General features: G+C 72.0%; 21 protein-coding genes. 15 read left to right on the top strand and 6 right to left on the bottom strand.

The annotated features are described in order from the left end of the window. Positions 1-60 precede the first annotated feature (60 nt). Together AC6JBM_RS21125 and AC6JBM_RS21120 are read right to left on the bottom strand one after the other, a co-directional pair. Positions 61-732, bottom strand: a complete 672-nt coding sequence (locus AC6JBM_RS21125) for a response regulator (RefSeq protein ID WP_497985291.1) — start codon at positions 730-732, stop codon at positions 61-63. After that, positions 729-1,835, bottom strand: a complete 1,107-nt coding sequence (locus tag AC6JBM_RS21120; protein ID WP_497985290.1) for a sensor histidine kinase — start codon at positions 1,833-1,835, stop codon at positions 729-731. The genes AC6JBM_RS21125 and AC6JBM_RS21120 overlap by 4 nt, the downstream gene beginning before the upstream one ends. 163 nt (positions 1,836-1,998) lie before the next feature. On the opposite strand from AC6JBM_RS21120, the gene AC6JBM_RS21115 reads away from it, so the two are divergent. From AC6JBM_RS21115 to AC6JBM_RS21100, 4 genes are all read left to right on the top strand, one after another. Next, complete coding sequence (locus AC6JBM_RS21115; RefSeq protein ID WP_497985289.1) at positions 1,999-3,261, top strand: hypothetical protein; 1,263 nt, start codon at positions 1,999-2,001, stop codon at positions 3,259-3,261. A 417-nt stretch (positions 3,262-3,678) separates the two neighbouring features. Further along, a complete protein-coding gene (locus AC6JBM_RS21110; RefSeq protein ID WP_497985288.1) occupies positions 3,679-4,863 on the top strand; it encodes a hypothetical protein in 1,185 nt (394 codons plus the stop codon). After that, complete coding sequence (locus tag AC6JBM_RS21105) at positions 4,835-5,794, top strand: ALF repeat-containing protein (protein ID WP_497985287.1); 960 nt, start codon at positions 4,835-4,837, stop codon at positions 5,792-5,794. The genes AC6JBM_RS21110 and AC6JBM_RS21105 overlap by 29 nt, the downstream gene beginning before the upstream one ends. Before the next feature lie 220 nt (positions 5,795-6,014). Further along, entirely contained in the window at positions 6,015-6,137 is a 123-nt protein-coding gene (locus AC6JBM_RS21100) for a hypothetical protein (protein ID WP_497985286.1), read from the top strand. A 276-nt stretch (positions 6,138-6,413) separates the two neighbouring features. Here AC6JBM_RS21100 and AC6JBM_RS21095 read toward each other — a convergent pair whose 3' ends face one another. After that, positions 6,414-6,557, bottom strand: coding sequence for a hypothetical protein (locus AC6JBM_RS21095; RefSeq protein ID WP_497985285.1), 144 nt, complete (start codon positions 6,555-6,557; stop codon positions 6,414-6,416). Between the two features lie 37 nt (positions 6,558-6,594). Here AC6JBM_RS21095 and AC6JBM_RS21090 point away from each other — a divergent pair, with 37 nt between their 5' ends. Beyond that, a complete protein-coding gene (locus AC6JBM_RS21090; RefSeq protein ID WP_497985284.1) occupies positions 6,595-7,245 on the top strand; it encodes a hypothetical protein in 651 nt (216 codons plus the stop codon). 213 nt (positions 7,246-7,458) lie between these two features. Here AC6JBM_RS21090 and AC6JBM_RS21085 read toward each other — a convergent pair whose 3' ends face one another. Continuing rightward, the gene (locus tag AC6JBM_RS21085) at positions 7,459-8,967 is read right to left on the bottom strand and encodes an MFS transporter (protein WP_497985283.1); all 1,509 of its coding nucleotides are present in this window, start codon (positions 8,965-8,967) and stop codon (positions 7,459-7,461) included. A gap of 90 nt (positions 8,968-9,057) precedes the next feature. Between AC6JBM_RS21085 and AC6JBM_RS21080 the strand changes: the two genes are divergently transcribed. The 3 genes from AC6JBM_RS21080 to AC6JBM_RS21070 all read left to right on the top strand — a co-directional run bounded on the left by AC6JBM_RS21080 (position 9,058) and on the right by AC6JBM_RS21070 (position 12,527). Next, the gene (locus AC6JBM_RS21080) at positions 9,058-9,672 is read left to right on the top strand and encodes a TetR/AcrR family transcriptional regulator (RefSeq protein WP_497985282.1); all 615 of its coding nucleotides are present in this window, start codon (positions 9,058-9,060) and stop codon (positions 9,670-9,672) included. 468 nt (positions 9,673-10,140) lie between these two features. Beyond that, positions 10,141-10,347, top strand: a complete 207-nt coding sequence (locus AC6JBM_RS21075; protein WP_497985281.1) for a hypothetical protein — start codon at positions 10,141-10,143, stop codon at positions 10,345-10,347. After that, a complete protein-coding gene (locus tag AC6JBM_RS21070; protein WP_497985280.1) occupies positions 10,344-12,527 on the top strand; it encodes an Hsp70 family protein in 2,184 nt (727 codons plus the stop codon). Before AC6JBM_RS21075 ends, AC6JBM_RS21070 begins: the two co-directional genes overlap by 4 nt. A gap of 234 nt (positions 12,528-12,761) precedes the next feature. On the opposite strand, the gene AC6JBM_RS21065 is transcribed toward AC6JBM_RS21070, so the two are convergent. Continuing rightward, positions 12,762-13,325, bottom strand: a complete 564-nt coding sequence (locus tag AC6JBM_RS21065; RefSeq protein ID WP_497986503.1) for a DUF7639 domain-containing protein — start codon at positions 13,323-13,325, stop codon at positions 12,762-12,764. Positions 13,326-13,339: 14 nt separating this feature from the next. Here AC6JBM_RS21065 and AC6JBM_RS21060 point away from each other — a divergent pair, with 14 nt between their 5' ends. Then, the gene (locus AC6JBM_RS21060) at positions 13,340-13,510 is read left to right on the top strand and encodes a hypothetical protein (protein WP_497985279.1); all 171 of its coding nucleotides are present in this window, start codon (positions 13,340-13,342) and stop codon (positions 13,508-13,510) included. Between the two features lie 6 nt (positions 13,511-13,516). Here AC6JBM_RS21060 and AC6JBM_RS21055 read toward each other — a convergent pair whose 3' ends face one another. Next, positions 13,517-14,071 carry an SDR family oxidoreductase gene (locus AC6JBM_RS21055; protein ID WP_497985278.1) on the bottom strand — a complete coding sequence of 185 codons (555 nt, stop codon included), beginning with the start codon at positions 14,069-14,071 and terminating at the stop codon, positions 13,517-13,519. On the opposite strand from AC6JBM_RS21055, the gene AC6JBM_RS21050 reads away from it, so the two are divergent. From AC6JBM_RS21050 to AC6JBM_RS21025, 6 genes are all read left to right on the top strand, one after another. Beyond that, positions 14,061-14,270: a hypothetical protein gene (locus tag AC6JBM_RS21050; protein WP_497985277.1), complete on the top strand. Its 210-nt coding sequence runs from the start codon at positions 14,061-14,063 to the stop codon at positions 14,268-14,270. The genes AC6JBM_RS21055 and AC6JBM_RS21050 overlap by 11 nt on opposite strands. Positions 14,271-14,275: 5 nt before the next feature. Next, on the top strand, positions 14,276-15,412 hold the full coding sequence (locus AC6JBM_RS21045; RefSeq protein ID WP_497985276.1) for a hypothetical protein: 1,137 nt from the start codon (positions 14,276-14,278) through the stop codon (positions 15,410-15,412). Beyond that, the gene (locus AC6JBM_RS21040; protein WP_497985275.1) at positions 15,396-16,148 is read left to right on the top strand and encodes a 2OG-Fe(II) oxygenase family protein; all 753 of its coding nucleotides are present in this window, start codon (positions 15,396-15,398) and stop codon (positions 16,146-16,148) included. The genes AC6JBM_RS21045 and AC6JBM_RS21040 overlap by 17 nt, the downstream gene beginning before the upstream one ends. Before the next feature lie 78 nt (positions 16,149-16,226). Then, positions 16,227-17,438 (top strand): hypothetical protein, encoded by a 1,212-nt coding sequence (locus AC6JBM_RS21035; protein ID WP_497985274.1) that lies wholly within the window; start codon positions 16,227-16,229, stop codon positions 17,436-17,438. Positions 17,439-17,519: 81 nt separating this feature from the next. Next, positions 17,520-18,251, top strand: coding sequence for a DUF6766 family protein (locus AC6JBM_RS21030; protein WP_497985273.1), 732 nt, complete (start codon positions 17,520-17,522; stop codon positions 18,249-18,251). Between the two features lie 132 nt (positions 18,252-18,383). After that, positions 18,384-18,539, top strand: coding sequence for a hypothetical protein (locus AC6JBM_RS21025; protein ID WP_497985272.1), 156 nt, complete (start codon positions 18,384-18,386; stop codon positions 18,537-18,539). The last annotated feature ends 143 nt before the right edge of the window (positions 18,540-18,682 follow it).

Raw genomic sequence — 18,682 nt, 5'->3', positions numbered from 1 at the left:
AACCTCATCTCGAACGCGGCGCTGGTCCTGCTGCGCCAGCCGGGCCGAGCCCGCCTCGCCCTAGCCGCGGGCCTTGACCAGGCCGGACTCGTAGGCATAGACGACGGCCTGCACGCGGTCGCGGAGGTTGAGCTTCATCAGGACCCGGGCCACGTGGGTCTTGACCGTCGCCTCGCCGACGGCCAGGGCGGCGGCGATCTCGGCGTTGGACTGGCCGCGGGCCATCAGGCGCAGCACGTCCGTCTCGCGCGGGGTCAGGTCGGCCAGCTCCGGGGGCGGCTGCGGGCCGGGCGCGCCGGCGAAGGCAGAGATGACGCGCGTGGTCACGGCCGGGTCGAGCAGCGCCTCGCCGGCCGCCACCACGCGGATCGCGGTGATGAGGTGCTCCGGTGAGGAGACCTTCAGCAGGAAGCCGCTCGCGCCGGCGCGCAGCGCGTTGTAGAGGTTCTCGTCGGTGTCGAACGTCGTGAGCACGATGATCCGCGGCGCGCCCGGGGCGGCGAGCAGGGTGCGGGTCGCCTCCAGGCCGTCCTGGCGGGGCATGGCGATGTCCATGAGCACCACCTCGGGGCGCAGTCGGCGGGCGAGGGCGACCGCCTCCACGCCGTCGCTCGCCTCGCCCACGACCGTCATGTCCGGCTCGGTCTCGATGACCATGCGCAGCCCGGCCCGGACCATGCGCTGGTCGTCGGCGATCACCACGCGCACGCCGCTGCGCTCCGGACCGCTCACGCCGACACCGCCACCTGGACCGGCAGCCGCGCGTGGACCGCGAACCCGCCGCCGGGGCGCGGGCCGGCGGTGAGCTCGCCGCCGAACAGCGCCGCCCGCTCCCGCATCCCGATCAGGCCCTGGCCGCCGCCCGCGACCGGCGCCGGCGCACCGCCGCCCCTGTCGGTGACGGACAGGTGGACGCCGTCGCCGGCATACCGGACCTCCACCGTTACCTGGGTGGGCCCGGCGTGCTTCAAGACGTTGGTCAATGCCTCCTGAATGATTCGGTACGCCGACAGGTCGGCCGCCGGCAGCAGCGGGACGGCCTCGCCTGCCCGCCGCAGCGTCACCGTCAGCCCGGCCTCGCGGACCTGCGCGACCAGCTCCTCGAGGCGGTCGAGCCCGACCGGCGCGGCGGTGGCCCCGCCGTCGTCGCCGCGCAGCAGCCCCAGGGTGCGCCGCAGCTCACCGACGGCGTCCCGGCCGGACGACTCGATACTGCGCAGCAGCTCGCCGTCGATGTCGAGGCCCGCGTCGAGCCGCCGCCGCACGACGCCCGCCTGGATCACCATCACCGTGACGCTGTGCGCGACCATGTCGTGCAGCTCCCGGGCGATGCGCACCCGCTCCTCCATGACCGCCTCGCGGACCCGTTGCTCGCGGATCGCCGCCCGGGCCGCCGCCGCGTCGGCGCTCTGACGCTGCTGGTAGGCGAACGCGACGCCGAGCGCCCAGGGCCCCCACGGGAAGAACAGCGCCGCCATCGGGTCGGACGGGTCGACGTGCCAGAACGACAGCGAGGTCGCCACCATCAGCGCCAGCCCGGCGTACCCGCGCCAGCCGCTGCGCCCGACCGGCACGTGCCGGCCGGCCGTGTACGCGGCGATGATCATCGCGACGAGCTGCCAGAGCCGGTAGTCGATGACGACCACGTTGACGAGCACGCAGCTGGCGGCCAGCGCGACGAGCGGGACGCTGCGCCGCAGCGCGACGAGCACCGCCGCGGCGGCGAGGACGTAGGGCCACCAGGCGCCGGGCGGGTGTACCACGGCCTCCTCGACGAGCCCGAACGCCACGAACCCGCCGGTCACCCCGAGATCGACCCGCCACCTGCTGCGCACCTCCTGACGGTACGGGCCGCTCGCCCGGTTCCTCACCCGTCCGCCGGATGACCGGCCGTCCGCCGTGCGGGGGACCCCGGTTCGCCCGCGTTGCGGGTTCGCGCCGCGCCCCGCGTTCGTAGCGTTCGCGGCTCCGACTACTTCGCATTGAAGGGAGCCCGCGATGCGGCTCTTCTTGATACTGGCGCCGATCGTGCTGGGCGTGGCGACCGCGGTCGACCCGGCGCTCGGCACCCCAGACGGGTCCTTCGGCGTCTACCGGGCGCACCCGGCGGCCACGGAGGCTCATGCGGTACTGCTGCACTGGGCGTGGATCCTGTTCGTCCCCGGGTTTCTCGCGCTGCTCGGCCCGATCCGCCGCCGCGGCGTCGTCCTCGCCCGCGTGGCCTGGGTCGCGACGGTCTTCGGCCTGGTCACGTTCTCCGCGCTGATGGCGTTCGACGTGTTCCTGCTGGCGTTGGAGCAGACGCTGCCGGACAACGGCACGGTCGCCCGGGTGAACGAGACGTTCGAGTCCCTCGGCGGCTGGGCGACGTTTGGCTGGCAGGTGCCGGGCCTCGTCGGCTGGGCCCTCGCGCTGGTCCTCGCGCCGATCGCGGCGGCCCGCGCGCGGATCATCTCGTGGTGGGTGGCGGGGGCGGCCCTGGCGGGCGCGGCGGGGTACTTCCTGTTCGCGATCACCCCGCTGCCCTGGTGCGTGGCCGGCCCGCTGGTGATGACGGTGGCGTACACGCTCGCGGCCCGCTCCCTCGGCCGCCACGTCCCCGACCCCGACGAGCCGGACACCTTCGGCGCGTTCCGCTTCTCGGTCGGCCGCGTGTGCCTGATCCTGGCCCCGGTGGCGTTCGCGACGGGCCTGGCCACGGTGCCCGGCTTCACGCCCGACCCGGCCCAGTTCACCGAGCACCCGGTGCAGTCGCAGGCCAGCGCGTTCCTGCTGCACCTGGGCTGGCTGCTGTTCATCCCGGCGGTCCTGACGATCATGCAGACGGGCGGCCGCTTCGCCCGCGTCGCGGGCCTGGTCACGGTGCTGGCGCTGGCCAACTTCAGCGGCCTGATGGTGGGCGACTACACCGACCTGGCGGCGCGCATGGTCCTCACCCCGGAGCAGGCGACGCAGGTGAGCGACGCGATGGGCGGTTACGCCCTGTTCGCGGCCGGCTGGGTGCTGTTCGGCATGTTCGGTACGCTGCTCGGCCTGATCGTGACCGCGTCGGCGACCACGGCCGACGGCCGCTCCCGCTGGTGGGTCCCGGTCCTGGTCGGCGCGGGCATCCTGGCCTTCCTGGCGCTGGGCGTCGGCCCGCTGAGCCTGCTGAGCCCGCTGCTGCTCCTGGCCGGCTTCGGCCTCCTGGCCCGCTCCCTGCGCTACCCCGCCCCGGCCCTGCACGCGACCCCGGCGGCCCCGGCGCCGGCAACTCCCTGACCGCACCTCCGGCCGGCGCCCGCCAGGGCCGCCGGCCGGAGCGGGTCCGGCCCGGGCCCGGCGAACGCCCTGACCGCCGCACCCCCGCCTCAGCTCGGCGCGGCACTGATCCGCTGCGCCGGAGCTCTGGCACGTGCCGCGCAGGGCCGCTTTCGCCGGGTAGTCTGCCTACCAACTGGTCAGCGTTCTGCCCAAGCAGGGCCGCATCGTTCCACGATCTGCTCGGCCCGCTGCCGGCATCGGTGCTTCTTGAGCGCCGGCGCGGCGCCGTCTGTGGGGTCGCTAGGCCGTTGGCGTGGGCCAACACATCAGGTGCACCTTCCTCGAGGGCGGGGACGGCACGTCCGACTCGCCTGTCGCCAACTGGTCCTCGCCGTGCTGGTGGCTGCCCGTTCGGCCGGTAGGTAGCGTTGCCGCGTGCATATTGAGCGGGTCACCGCCGAGATGCTGGCCGAGCTTCGGCTGGAGGCGCAGCGGCGGCCGGATAATGCCCGGCTGGCGTTGGCCACCGGCCTGATGGCGTACGCCTGGCGGGCCGGACTGGACCGGCCCGAGCGCGGACTCCCATATCTCGTGGAGGCCGCGGACGTCATGCGGAGCCTGGTCGCCGACGGGGGTGAGGAGCACGTCGACGGCGCGTTCCGGGTGATCTCGAGGCTGGCCCTGCAGTACTCGCGCGCGCACGCCGACGAGTTGGCGCTGGCCGCGCGGCAGGAGGCAGTGGCACTGGCCCGGCGGGCGGCGCCCCGGCCGCTGGACGTCGACAAGAAGGCGCTGCTGGACCTGGCGCACGGGCTGGCCGAGGCCGGCCGGTTCGCGGAGGCGGTGACCGTCCAGACGGAGGTCGTCGCGCTGTATCAGGACCGCGGGGCGGGGGACAGCGGCGCGCTGTGGGCGCTGCTGGGCCTGGCGGTCTATCTCGACCGGGCCGGACGGGGCGAGGCGAGCCTGGATGCCGACCGGGAGGCCCTCGCGCGGCTGCGCCAGATGGCCGCAGAGCAGCCGGCGATCCGGCCCACCCTGGCGATCTGGACGGCCGGCTCCGCGCTTTGGTTCACCGCCGCCGCTCACCCACGGGAGGCCGGAGAGCTCCTGCGCGAGGCCGCCGCGATCTGTGCCGGGCTGCCGGCGGTGGGCTCGCCGTCCGGCGTGTACATGTCCATTCAGGCCGCCCATTTCGCGCGCTCCGGCGCTCGGGCCGAACCGGCCGCGCCGGGCGGCCTGCTGCAACCGGTGCTCGGCCGGAGCATGTATCACTGGTCCTTCAGCGTCCGGGAGGCCTACCGCGCCGGCCTCGACGCCATCGACCAGGCGCTGGCCGCACCGGCCGGCGACTCGGTAGCACTCGGCGATCTGCTGCGCCGCCGCGCCATTCGCGTGTCGGTGCTGTTCGACGAGCCCGACCGGTTTCGCGAGGACGTGATGCCGGCGCTGGACCGGGGTGTCGCCCTCGAACGCCGGCTGCGGGCCGCCGACCCCGCCGCGCACCCCGGCCGACTGGTCCGGGCGCTGACCGACCAGGCCATGGCGCGCCTCGTGATCGGGGACAATGCCGGTGCGGGCGGGGCACTCCATGAGGCAGTCGACCTGCTCGGTCGTTAGCGGCGGCAACACCACGACCCGTAACATCGCCGGCAAGCCCGGCCAGACGCTGACCTGGGACGCCGAAGGGCATCTCGACACCGTGTCCGACGGCAACGGCACGAGTCGATACATCTATGACGCCGACGGCGCACGACTGGTCGCCGTCGACTCCACCGGCGTGACCATCTACCTAGCCGGGTACGAGGTGCACAAGCAGGGCTCGGCCGTGACCTGCACGCGGTATGCGGGCCCGGCGACCCGGACCGGTTCCGGAGTCAGCCCGGCCGTCGCGGCCGACCAGTTCCGGCCCCTTCGAGGTGGCATTCCACGCGCAACCGTCGACACACTCGGCGGTGCCGCCCCGCGGGGCCTATCGGCCCCGGCGGACGTCGAAGAGCTTGTATACTTCGCATCGACGATCGCGCGCGTTGGACTCACACGGGGAGAAGTTCACATGCGATGGAAGATCCCGGCTGCCCTCCTGCTGGCACTCGCCTTGCTGATCCCGGCGACACCGGCGGCGGCTCAAGCCGAATCGCCCGCGACATCCTGCCAGACGGTTTTCTACGCGGACATCCGCGAGCTTGTCACGATCGACCTCGATACCGCCTCGGACACCGATGTGCGGGTGCTGGCGAACCGGATCATGGCGGCGGCGGTCGCTGATGCGTTGACTACGTTGCCGGGCAGGATGCAGGCGCGGCTGGACGGTTCCGCGGGCGATCTGCGGGCGTTTCTCAAGACGAGTCTGTGGGGGGTTTGGTCGACGGATCTGCGGATCGCGGTGAATCGGACGATGCCGAACGCTGGTTCGCACGTGCAGGCGGCCGCGCAGGCGGCGCTCGACAACGGGACCGTGGACGCGTTTCTGGCCTACCTGAACGACGGCCTCTACGTCGCACGCGCGCTCGACTGCGCGTATCAGCCGGCGGCGTCGGCATCCGCTTGACGCCCGCTGCCGCCGGGAGGGCGGCCCACCCTCCCGGCGGCCTCGTCGAGAAGCTTCGCGTCGGCGCGGCGCCGAACCGGCGCTCAATCCTCGTAGATCGGGAGTCCGCCGGGTTGGGCGCGGTGTCATCGACGCCGATCGCCCGCAGGTCCGCCCGGCTGAAGGTGAGCGCCGCACGGTCGCCGAGCATGATGGCGGCCAAGGCATCGAGCATTTCCAGATGCTGCTGCCGTGCTTCCTCGACGACGGCTCCGATGCGGCTGCTGGCCGTCATGACGCGCTGTCCGTCGTCCCCTGCCTGTTCCACCTTCCTCACCAGCAGGCCTGCTTCGAGGAAGCCTGACCATGGGGTCCTCAGGGCGAGCAGTGAGTCGGCCGTCGAGGCGAACAGCCTGAAGTACACGCGGTTGTTGAAGGTGTCCATCTGCTGCGCATCCAAGTGCAGCCCGAACAGTTGCCCGAGTCCGTCGAGCATGCGTGCGTGATACGCCTTGAGGGCGGCGTTGAAGGCGGATGACTCGGGAAGGTAGCCACCGAAGCCCCGCGCCTGAGCGCCGAGGTACGCCTCGATGAGATGGCGCCTGGCGTACATCGGTCCTCCCGGACGGGCCGTTCGAGCTCATGCCACGGTCGGCCTTCTGGCCCGTCCGCGGCGACCCAAGATACCGAACACCTGCACCGTCCGAGCGTCCGGAATCGCCCGGCGTGCATCGATTGGCGCATGCCGCACGATCGCGGCGATGCGCGAGACATCGTCGGTCATCCATACTGCGTCGTACCCGCCCGGCGTAGGAGGCTCGGTGAAGGTTTCCGTCTCGAGGTCACGGTTCGCCCGGAGTACGGCCGTCGTGGCGGCCGCGTCCCTGATCGCGGCGATGGCGGTCGCGACCCCGGCCCGGGCCGGCCTGGTTCTGCCGCCCCGTGACTGGTGCGGCGCGAGCACGGTGGACCAGATCTGGTACGAGATCACCGCCGCCGAGGTCAATCCGACGCTCACGCACTTCATGAGCATCAACATCGCGGCCGGGACGACCGGTGAGCGGACCGAGACCCTGACGAAGGTCAACTCGGTGAGCACGACGATCGGGGCCAGCGCCGAGATCAGCACCAGCGCCGGTGCGGTCTTCGCCAAGGTCTCGGCGAAGGTCGGCTTCTCCGTGCAGAGCACCACCTCCAGCACCGACACCGAGACGACCAGTATGCGCTGGACCTTCAACCAGCCCGGGTACTACGGCCTCTACAAGGGCACGCGAGCCGTGTCCGGGACGTTCACCTCGTTCCGCTGCGTGCGCCAGAACCTGCCGCCGTACGGTGTGCGGTACACCGTCTTCGGTCTCGGCACGCAGGCGTACACGACCTTCGACAACATTGAGGTGGGCACCGTACGGTGCGACGAGGACGTGCCCGCGGGCACGCTGCGGTTCAAGGCGCGCCTGCAGCTGGGCTGCTGATCCTCGCGGCCGTCCGGTGATGGTCACGGCCGCCGGGGGAGCCTAGACTGCTAGGTTGTGGAACCGGCCTCGGCGGCGCCCGGCACCTCCCGCCGCACCCGGCGCATCGCCGCGATCAGCTGCGTGACCGTGTCCTGGGTAGCCGCCGCATCGTCGAACTGAGCTTCCCCCGCCAGGGGATGGGAATCGGCATGCGGATTGGTGATGCCGCGGCTACGCGTCGAGGGCGTCGGTGTTCGGTGTGCTCGACCGGTTGTCTGCGGCATTTCGTGTGCGCAGGATCGCCCATCCGACGAGCATGCCGGCGACGGCGGTGAGCACCAGGCCGGCGACGGTCACCGCGTCACGGAACTGTGCGGTCTGGTGCGCACTCCAGCCCGTCGTGGTGATGGTGCCGGTGAAGAAGGCTGCGAGGAGGGTGCCGGCGATGGCGATGCCGGCGCCGGAGGTGACCTCGGACGCGGTGTCGACCAGGGCCGCGCCGATGGAGGTCCGGTTCTCCGGTAGGCCCCGCAGCACGTTGACCCCAGCAACCGCGCCGACCACGCGGATCGCGGCGGCGACGAGCGCGAGCGAGATCGCGACCCATACGTATCCGAAGCGGCCCAGCAGACCGTAGACGGCGAGGCCGGCCACGACCGCGGCGGAGCTGAGCCAGGCGGACCGTTCGAGGCCGGCGCGTTGGACGAACCGGTTGACGAACGGGCCGGCGCTGATCAGGACGACGACCTGCGGCAGCATCCCGATGGCGGCGAGCGCGGGCGGCCATCCCCAGTCTAGTTGCAGCTGCAGGGTCACCATGTAGCCCATGCCGGCGACGGCCAGCCCGGTCGCGGCCTTATAGGCCAGGCCCGCGGAGACGAGCGGGCGGGCGACAAGCTTCGGGTCGAGCAACGGGTGGCGGGCCGAGCGCTCCCGCAGGACGAAGGCGATCGCTGTCGCAACGGCCGCGGCGGTGGCCGTCCAGGGCGCCCACGTACCGCTGCCCTCGTTCACGAACAGCGTGGGCGCGATGAGGGAGAACACGATCGTCGCCGTGCCCAGCACCGCCCCCGCGACGTCCACCGGGTCGCGGTGCAGTTCGGCGGCTTGGTCCGCGGCGATGCCGGACCGGATGCCGATGATCGCCAGGGCGGCGATCGGCACGTTCACCAGGAGCAGGACCTGCCAGGGGGCGACGGCGAGCACGAGACCGCCCGCGGTCGGGCCGATCGCGAGCCCGACCAGGCCGACGGTGGAGATGAGGGTCATCGCCCGGACGCGCAGGTTGTCCTCGGTGAACAGGCGGAAGGCCAGCGCGATCGAACCCGGGGTGGTCATGGCCGCGGCGACGCCCATCACCGCTCGCACGCCGATGAGCTGCTCCGCGGTGGTGACGAACGCGGTAGTCAGGCTCGCGGCGGCGAGCAGCATCAGCCCGACCAGCATGACGCGGCGGCGGCCGAACCGGTCGGCGATCGCGCCGAACACCAGCATCAGCCCACCGAACACGACCGCATAGACGCCGGTCACCCATTGCAGCCCGACCGTTGAGGCGTGCAGTTCGCGGCCGATCGTGGGCAGCGCGACATTCAGGATCGAGTTGTCCAGCATCTCGAACAGGAAGACCGCAGACAGACCCGCCAGGGCTGTCCACGCCTGCCGCAACGACTGGGGCGTGCCAGGCCCCTGCATCGTCGGCTGCTCGGATTCGAGCTTGGTTTCGGGACGCTGCGCGCTCATGAGCGTTCCTTCCGGGTGGGCGGCTCTTGCGGTAGACCGTACAGCATTTTTAGAGTCAGCCCTAAAAATGTTGTCTGGTACACTGATGGCGTGACTGAACCTGGGCTTCGTGACCGCAAGAAGGCGCGCACGCGTCGGCTCATCGCCGAGACCGCGGCCCGGTTGTTCGCCGAGCGGGGCTACGAGCAGGTGACGGTCAGCGAGATCGCACGCGCGGCGGAGGTAGCGGAGCAGACGCTCTACAACTACTTTCCTACCAAGGAACAGCTGGTCACCGACCGCGAAGCGGAGATACAAGAGCGGCTGACCGACCTGATCCGCTCCCGGCCCGCGGGAACCAGCCCGGCCGCCGCCATCCGCGGCTTCGTCCTGGAGACGATCTCGGCAATCCGCGGCATGCCCGCGGAGAACGTCCGCGGCAACCTCGGCTATCTCGCGGCCATCAGCCCGGCGGTCAACCGGCTGGCCCTGGAAGTGACCGACCGCCAGGCCGCCGCGCTGACCACGGCCATCAGCGAAACCAGCCCGGTCGCACCGGAGGTCGCCCGCCTGCAGGGCATCGCGCTGGCCGGCGTGTTCCACATCATCATCGGCGAGTCGGGCCGCCGCGCCAGCGAGGGTCAGACCCCAGCCGAGATAGCCGACGCACTCCATCCGCAGGTCGAGAACGTCCTCGCCGAACTGGACCGCTGGCTGACCCGATGACCGCCTCGACCCCGACGACCAGGCCGGTCGGGGCGCGCCTCACCGTGGTGGCCGGGCCGATCCTGTGGGCGACCCGGCCACCGCTGGTTTCTCTAGGGGCCGCAACACCGCCTGCTGCGGACTTGCGCGCGTTGGTGCAGTCAACTAGGCACCGCCGGTTGGACAGCTGCGGGATGGTCCCGTTGCGGCGCAGCTCGCCGCAGTAGCGGACCGACCAGATGGCCGGCAGTGAAGCGGAACTGGTGACCCCGCTGCGCACCGACCCGCTGGCGACGCGACGGCGGGCGGCCGCCTGCACGTTCATCACCTATCCGACGCCGAGCACCTCGCTTCCCGGTACCCTCGTGGCGGCATTAGTGGGCCGGGTCGCTGAGGCTCAGCCGGGTTGGATCAGGAGGACGCCGGGCGGAGGCTGCCGAGCATGCGGGCCACGACCCGGCGGCGGCTGAACACCAACCGGCAGCTCGGGTGCTGGCCGGGATCGCGGTGATCGGGCTGGTACTGCAGTCGGCGCCGGACTGGTACCGCGGGCTGCACCTCACCCTGGCCGTCGTCGCGGCGACCTATGTCGCGGCCGGCTCGCCGCGTTGTGGCTCACGGTTCGTCCCTTGCGATGGCCGGGTGCGGCCATTTTCACGAAACCTTGAGGTCGGCGTGGTACGACAGGTCTCGTGATCACGTTGGGCGTCGATTTCGGGACCTCGTCGACCGTGGCGGTGGTCGGGCTGGACGGCGGGCGGGCGGTACCGCTGCTGTTCGGGGAGACGCCGCTGCTGCCGTCGGCGGTCTGCGCCGGCCCCGACGGCGCGCTCATCGTCGGCCGCGATGCGGTGCGCGCGGCGCGCAGCCGTCCGGAGGCGTTCGAGCCGCACCCCAAGTCGCGGATCGACGACGGGAAGGTGCTGCTCGGCGAGCGGGAGGTACCGGTGCCGGAGCTCATCGGGGCGGTGCTGGGCCGGGTGCGGGACGAGGCCGTCCGGGTCGCCGGGGCCGGGGTCGACCGGCTGGTGCTGACCCATCCAGCGGGCTGGGGCGCGCACCGGCGGCAGACCCTGGCGGAGGCCGCCGCCGTCGCGGGGCTGCCGGCACCGGTACTGGTGGCCGAGCCGGTCGCCGCCGCGGCCTACTTCGTGCACGTCCTGGGGCAGGCGATCCCGGCCGGGAAGTGCATCGTGGTGTACGACTTCGGGGCGGGCACGTTCGACGCGTCGGTGGTACGCAGGAACGCCGACGGGTTCGAGGTGCTGGCGGCGCAGGGCCTGCCCGACACCGGCGGGCTGGATGTCGACGCGGCGATCGTGGCGCATCTCGGGGCCGTCCACGGCGGGCGCGACCCGGCGGCCTGGGGCCGGCTCACCGCCCCGGCCACCCCCGACGACCGGCGGGCCTCCCGCGCGTTCTGGGACGACGTGCGGACCGGCAAGGAGGAGCTGTCCCGGGCCTCGTCGACGACGATCTTCGCGCCGATCCTCGACCTGGACGCGGTCGTGGGCCGGGAGCAGCTGGACGATCTGGCCCGGCCGCTGCTGGAGCGCACCGTCGACGCGACCGGCCTGGCCGTGCGCAACGCCGGCATCGGGGCCGGGGACGTCGCAGCGGTGTTCCTGGTCGGCGGGGCCAGCCGCATGTCGCTGGCCGGGACGCTGCTGCACCGCGCACTGGGCGTGGCGCCGACGGTGATCGAGCAGCCGGAACTCATCGTCGCCGGCGGGACACTGCACGTGCTGCCTCCGCCGCCTGCGGTTCTGCGCCCCCTTGCCTCTGCGCCACCGGTGGGGCAGGCTCACCGGTGGCGCCCGCTGCTCGCCGTCGCCGTCGTGCTCGTCGCGGTCCTGGCCGCCGCGGTGGTGATCGTCAACCGGGACGGGCCTCCGGCCGTCAGGGCCTCCGGCCTGACGAGGCCCTCGGCCGCGGTCACCGCGAGCCCGTTCGCCGCGCTCCAGGGCCACAACAGCCAGGTGACGGCGGTGGCGTTCGGCCCGGACCGCAGGACCATGACCACCGCCGGCCTCGAGGACGGAATCATGGTGTGGGACGTGAGCAACCCGGCCGCGCCCAAGCGCATCGCCACCGCCGACGAGCAGGACTCGGTCGGGCTGATCGCGTACAGCCCGGACGGCCGGACCATGGCAACGGACGGCCGCGGCGCCGCGGTCAACGTGTGGGACATGACCGACCCGGCCGCGCCCAGGCGCATCGCCACGCTCAACCACAAGTGGTGGATGTACGCGATCGAGTTCAGCCCGGACGGCAAGACCATGGTCACCTCGGGCGGCGACCACACGGTGGTGTTCTGGAGCATGGCCGACCCGGCCGCCCCGAAACGCATCGCCACCCACACCAACGACAACCTCAAGGACACGACGGACGCGGTGTTCAGCCCCGACGGCAAGACCCTCGCCACCGCCGAACACGACAACTCCGTCGCGCTGTGGAGCCTCGGCGACCTCGCGAATCTCAGACGCATCGCCACCCTCCCGGCCTTCAAGGAAGGGGTGGGGGCGGTGCGATTCAGCCCGGACGGCAGAACCCTCGTCACCGTCGGCGACAGCTTCTCGATCCTCGTCTGGGATGTGAGCGACCCGGCCGCGCCTCAGCTTCGAGCCACCCTTCCCCCGCCGCGGATCGGCGTGGGGGCGTTGGCCTTCAGCCCGGACGGCCGGACGATGGCGCTCAGCAGCTGGCGCACGGTCACGCTGTGGAACATGGCGAACCCGGCCGCGCCGGCCCGCATCCGCGACCTCGAGGGCCACAGCGACACGGTGAGCTCGGTGGCGTTCAGCCCGGACGGCAAGACGCTCGCCACCGGCGCCAGCGACCACACCGCGAGACTGTGGCCGCTCCCGCCCGGGTGATCACGAGCCCTGCGTCGTTTTGAGCCGGCGGCCCCGAGATCCCGGCCTGCGCCGCGGCGAGCTGTGAGCGGACGCCCTCCAACAAGCGGCCGATCCAGTTGGTACCGCCCTGAGCTCCGTCGACCCAGCAGGCGGATCCGGCGTCGACGTACAGCAGACGGGCGTCGCCGGTGTCCAGCAGTATCCGCGCCACGTCCGGATGCCGGGTGGACTTGGCCGACAGCAGGCCGGTCATCACGGCCAGCCGGGCGGCCGGCCGGGGCGGCCCGGTGCCTGCGCGGCCAGCCCGGCGGCGTCTGAGCCGCGCGGCGCCGAGGCGATCCGATCGTGCCAGGCGGCGGCGTCCGTCGACAGCGCCCAGTACGCGTGGGTGACGCTCGGATAGTCCCGGCCATCGGCGCGGACGGCGGCCGGGTAGTCGTTCTGCAGCGCCTGGATGCTGGGGTCGTCCGGCCAGCCCTGCGGGTACACCGTCCGGTGGATGCTGATTGGTGCGGCGGCCGCGGCGGCGGGCCCGTCGGGCGGGGTGCGGGCCTCCCATTCGGCGATCGACTGCTGCCGCCGCCGGAAGTACTCGACCGCCGAGGCGTGCATCGCCGCAGTGACCTCGCGGCCGCCCCGATCCCCGTACCGCGGCTCGCCGACGGCGCTGATGAGCACCCGCAGCGGATGGTCCTTGCGGTCCATGTCGCCGAGCGCGTAGTGGCGCAGGTGCCGCGGGATGAGCAGGTACCGCTCACGCAAGGCGACCCGGTCGGATTCGGTCATGTCGGCCAGGTAGGTCTGGTCGTCGTGGATGCAAGGTCAGCGGCATGGTGACGGTGAGAAGGTTCCGGGATTCCGACGCGCCCGTGTTGTGGGCGTTGAACGCACTGCCGAATATCGGTGAGACGGCGGATTCCGGGCAAGACGCTCGTCGCTTGAACGTCGTGCATCACCAGGTCGGCGGTGATGTGCTCACCCGGCCCGCGGCTTCGGTGTGACGGCGATCAGGCGAACCCGCCGTTGCTGAACAGCAGCTGACCGTTGATCCACTGACCTTGTGGCGAGCACAGGAAGTCGACCAGATTCGCGGTGTCCTGCGGGGTGCCGAGGCGGCCGAGCGGTGTCTGCCGAATGCAGGCGGCCCGTCCCGGCTCGGTCATCCAGCCCGTGTCCACCGGGCCGGGGTTGATGACGTTCGAGCTGATGCCGAGGTGCGCCAGCTCGTGGGCCGCGGCCAAGGTGATGCGGTCGAGCGCGCCCTTGCTGGCGCCGTACGGCAGGTTGCCCACGGTGTGATCACTGGTGAGGGCGATGATGCGACCGTCGCCGTGCTTGCCTCGGAAGCGCCGCCCGTGCTCGCGGATCAGCAACCATGTCGCCCGCGCGTTGACGGCGAAGTGCCGGTCGAAACTCTCGACGGTGGTGTCGAGGATTCCGGAGTCGACCGACTCGCAGTGGCACATCACCAAGGCGGTGACCGGGCCGAGCCGGCGCTCGGCCTCGTCGTAGATCGCCGCGGGTGCCGTGGTGTCGGTGAGGTCCGCCTCTATGGCGGCCACGGCCGCGCCCTGCGCGCGGGACGGCGCCCCGGTCGCCGCCGAGCCCGGTGACGGCGTCGCCGATACACTGGTCGAACGGGTCCGGGAGGCGCTCGCCCAGGTCGGCATCACGACCCCCGACCAGCTGCTGGCCGTGACCCGGTCCGACACGCCCGCGGAACGCCTCGACGTGGTCCGCCTCACCCTCAGGCAGGTCTGATCGGCATGGCAGAGGCCCGCATCGACGACACCCGCAACGTCCTCGTGGCGCCCGCCGGCGCGCTCGAGGGCTTCTTCGGCTCCGTCGTTGCGGACCTGGCCGATATCGCCGGCAAGGCCGTCTACCTGTGCGGCGACATCTCCCGGTTCGCCGGCCACGACCTCGAGGCGGCGGCCCGGGTCCTCGTCGTGCGGGACCTGTCGGTCAACTACGACGGCGCGCCGTGGGAGGTCGTGGGCCTCGGCCGGGTTCCGGTCCGCGTGCACGGGGTCGGCGTGTACTACCGGCGCTTCTTCGGCCCCGGCCACTTCGACCGGATCCGGGCCGAGCACGAGTTCCAGTCCCTCACGGAGTCGACGAAGCCGGGAACGGCCCACCGCACCGGCATCTACCTGACGCCGGTCGTGCCGGACGGCGACGACCTGCACTTCCGCCTGTTGCGGTGCTCCACGAACCTTTCGGGGCCGACCGACAACTTCCGGGCGACCGACACGGGCATCGTCGACGCGCTGAACCGCGAGGCCGCCCTGGTGTTCCGCGACCAGGCGCCGCTCAACCATGTCCTCGCGCAGGTGTACCACAACAAGCAGTCGAAGGCGAAGATCTCGGCGCACGCCGACAAGACCAAGGACATGCCCGGCAACGGCATCATGGCCTTCTGTACCTTCTACGACCGGCTCGACGCGCTGCGCCCCCTGCCCGGCGACCCGTTCGACCTCGGCCTGAACGGCACCAGCGGGCTGACGACGCTGCGGTTCCGGCTCAAGGAGCCGGATGGCGCGCCCGCCCTCCCCGCGCAGTTCACCGTGGTGCTGCACCCGGACTCGGTGTTCTTCATGCCGCTGTCGACCAACCGCCTGTACACCCATGAAATCCGTCCTTCGACGCTCGACGCCGCAGTGCTGCCGACCCGCCTGGGCTACGTGGTCCGCTGTTCGAGCACCGAGGCCGTGCACCGCGCCGGCGAGACGTTCCTGAAGACCGGCCGCGGCCCGGTCCGGCTCGAGCCACCGACGCCCGAGGGCATGGACGAGCTGCGCCGGTTGTACGCCGAGGAGAACCGGACCCCGAACGTCATCGACTACGGCGGCCGGTTCGGGTTCAGCATGAACGCGGGGGACTACGTTGCCCCGCGACTTTAGGTCCTACGCGCTGCCCATCGCCGGCAACCCCTTCGAGGAACTGTCCGCGTCGGCCCGGTTCGAGGACGCCGGCAAGGGCCGGGCCGGCGCGGTGCTGTCCGCGGTCGATACGACGGGTTTGGTACCGCTGGTGCGCACCACCACCCGATACCGCACCCCGGCCCAGCGCTTCGGCGCGGTGCACGCTCGGCTCGCGGAGCAGATCCGCGAACAGGCGGCGCTGCCCGGCGCGTTCAACAACGCGCTCATCGAGCGGTACACCAACGCCTACGCGACGATGGGCAGCCACTGCGACCAGGCCCTCGACCTGGCCGAGGAGTCGTTCATCGCCGTGTTCTCCTGCTACCGCCGCCCCTTCGCGGCGGACCCGCCACGAAGGCTGATCGTCGAGCCGAAGGAGCCCGGCGGTGAGGCCTTCGCGGTGCCGCTGACGCACAACGGCGCCGTCGTCTTCTCGGTCGCCGCGAACCGCCGGCACCGGCACAAGATCGTGCTGGACGCCTCCGCCCGGGCGGTCGAGAACGAGTGGCTGGGCGTCACGTTCCGCACATCGAAGACGCTCGTGCGCTTCCGCGACGGCGACCCGCACCTGCCGGACGGACACCGGCTGACGCTGGCCGACGAGGACCAGCAGCGCGAGTTCTACCGGCTGCGGCGGCGGGAGAACGCCGAGCCGGACTTCGACTACCCGGGCCTGACGTACACGATCAGCGAAAGTGACCTGATGCCGGCATGACCGTGTACCGGATCAACTACCTGGCCTGCCGCAATCCATAGTGGACCCGCGCCGCGTGGGTGCCGCGCTGGCGCCGGCATGCCGGAGTCCGCGACCGTGCGCCGCTACATCCAGTGCGAGGTGCTGTTCGACACCGATCCCGTGCCGCACGACGGGGTCGCGAGCGCCGAGTACGTCTCGCTCGCGGCCCGGCAGGCGAACCGGTCGGCCGCGGAGTACCACCGCATCATGCGCCAGGACGAGGAGCTCGTCTTCGACACCCTCATCGTCAACTCGTCGTTCATCGGCTCGCACCACGTGCTGACCGGCCCCGGAACGGGCCCGTACAAGGTGGTCCGCTTCCTGAAGCGCGACCCCGCCGTCCCGCCCGGCGAGTTCGCCCCGCGATGGCGGGACCACCACGCTCCGCAGCTGATCGAGGCGTGGCCGGAGATGCTGAGCTACGCGCAGAACGTTGCCGTCGGGCCGGAGTCCCCGCGGGGATGGGGCCTGGACGTCGACGGCTCGGAGGAGCTGTGGTTCGCCGCCCCGGAACCGGCGATCGCCTGCGCGCGGTCCGCCGCACTCCGGCAGCTGTCTTCGACGCTGTTCACCGTCTCCGCCTGTGTCGTCACCGTGCCGGCGTCCGGCGGTACGTACTGGGTCGGCGAGGCCATGCAGAAGGTCGACTACAACGACGCCGGCCCGAAGCGGGACACCACCGGCGCGGCGACGAAGACCCTCGCTGCCAACGCCGCCACCTCGCGCGGTTGCTGGCTGCCGAGCCGTACGAGCCGTCAACGTAGCGGCCCCGTCCGTCGCTGTTGCCGTTGCGGGGTGTCGCCGTCATGTGTGACGTGGAGCCATTGCGGGAACAGGGCGATCGTGAACCCAAGGCAGATGGTGTCCGTCGCCCCCCTGGGGCTGATCGCCGTGCTGGCGCTGGCCGCCTGCAGCGGCGCTGACGCCCGCGCGGACGCGGCGGCCGGCACCGCCCAGCGCTTGCTCACCGCCGTCCAGGCCGGCGACGGCGCCGCCGCGTGCGCCCTGCTCGCCCCGGACACCGCCAACGAGGTCGGGCAGTCCTCCGGCCGGTCGTGCCCGGACGTGATCGGCGGCGTGGACCTGCCGGGCCCGGCCGCCGTCCGCCGCGTCGAGGTGTACGGCCAGCACGCGGAGGTCGCGGTCGCCGCGCCCGACGGCGACGGCACGCTGTTCCTGGCGCTGTTCCCGGGCGGCTGGCGGGTCGTCGCCGCAGGATGCCGGCCGCAGGGCGAGCGCCCGTACGACTGCACCGTCCAGGGAGGCTGACGTGCGCACCCTGTTCACGCTGTGCCTGGCCGTCATCGCGGCCGGGCTGACGTACTTCATCGCCCTAGGGCTGATGCACCGATGACCGCCTCGACCCACACCGACCCGGCAGCGCCGGCCTCGACCGTCGGCGACCCGTGGTGGCGCCGCCTCGCCGGGCATTCCCTCGGCCTCGTCTTCGGCGGGCTGTTCCTGCTCGCGCTGGCCGGGCAGGCGCTCGCCGGGCATGCGGCGTTCAACGCCGAGCAGACCACGGATGGGCTGCCGCCGGTGTCCCTGGCCCGGTATCTGACGTCGGCGTCGTTCGCCGCCGACGTGGCGGAGAACTGGCAGTCGGAGTACCTGCAGTTCTTCCTCTACATCGTGCTCACCGTCTGGCTCATCCAGAAGGGCTCCCTGGAGTCGAAGAAGCCCGAAGAGGCCGGCCGCGAGTCCGACGAGGACCAGCGGGTCGGCCCGTACGCCCGCGCGGACTCCCCGGCGTGGGCCAGGGCGGGCGGCTGGCGGCGACTGCTGCTGTCGAACTCGCTCGGCATCGTAATGGGTGTCATCTTCCTGCTGTCCTGGCTGGCCCAGTCGATCGCCGGTGTCGCCGCCTTCGACGAACGACAACTGGCCGACCGGCAGGACCCGATCAGCTGGGGAGAATACCTGCTCAACCCCGACTTCTGGAACCGCACCCTGCAGAACTGGCAGTCCGAACTCCTCGCCGTCGCGTCCATGGCCATCCTGTCGATCTACCTGCGGCAGCGCGGCTCCCCGGAGTCCAAACCCGTCGGCGCCTCGCACACCTCCACCGGCATCGAGGGATAGCCCGACCGGCACGCGACCGAGGGCTGCGCCTGACGCGTGGCACCGCCGGTCGGCGGGCCGCCCGGACACCGGTAACGGCGGGCTAGGATGTGCCGTCCGCCGGTGGCCATGGGGAGACCGTCATGCGTCGGGGTGCACAAGCGGCTCCGCGAGGACGGCGGCGGCCTGACGCTCATCAGCCCGCACGAATGGCTGTTGCGGATCTTCCGCATGACCGCCCTCGACCACGTCTTCACCGTGATCACCACGCCGCCCGGCACCACCACGACCGAACCCTCGGGCACCTGAGCAACGCGCGCCCCGCGACCGCAGGTGATGCCGCGCCCTGCTCGCGGACGGGTCCAGCGTGAGTCCGGGCCGCGAGTTCCCAGCCCGGCGCCACCGGTCAGCGCGGCGACCGGCCTGCCCGGACGCGCCATTCGAATGCGGTG

The organism is Dactylosporangium thailandense (genome assembly GCF_059739745.1).
The sequence above is the reverse complement of the archived record's forward strand: the minus strand, read 5'-3'. Positions and strand labels throughout refer to the sequence as shown.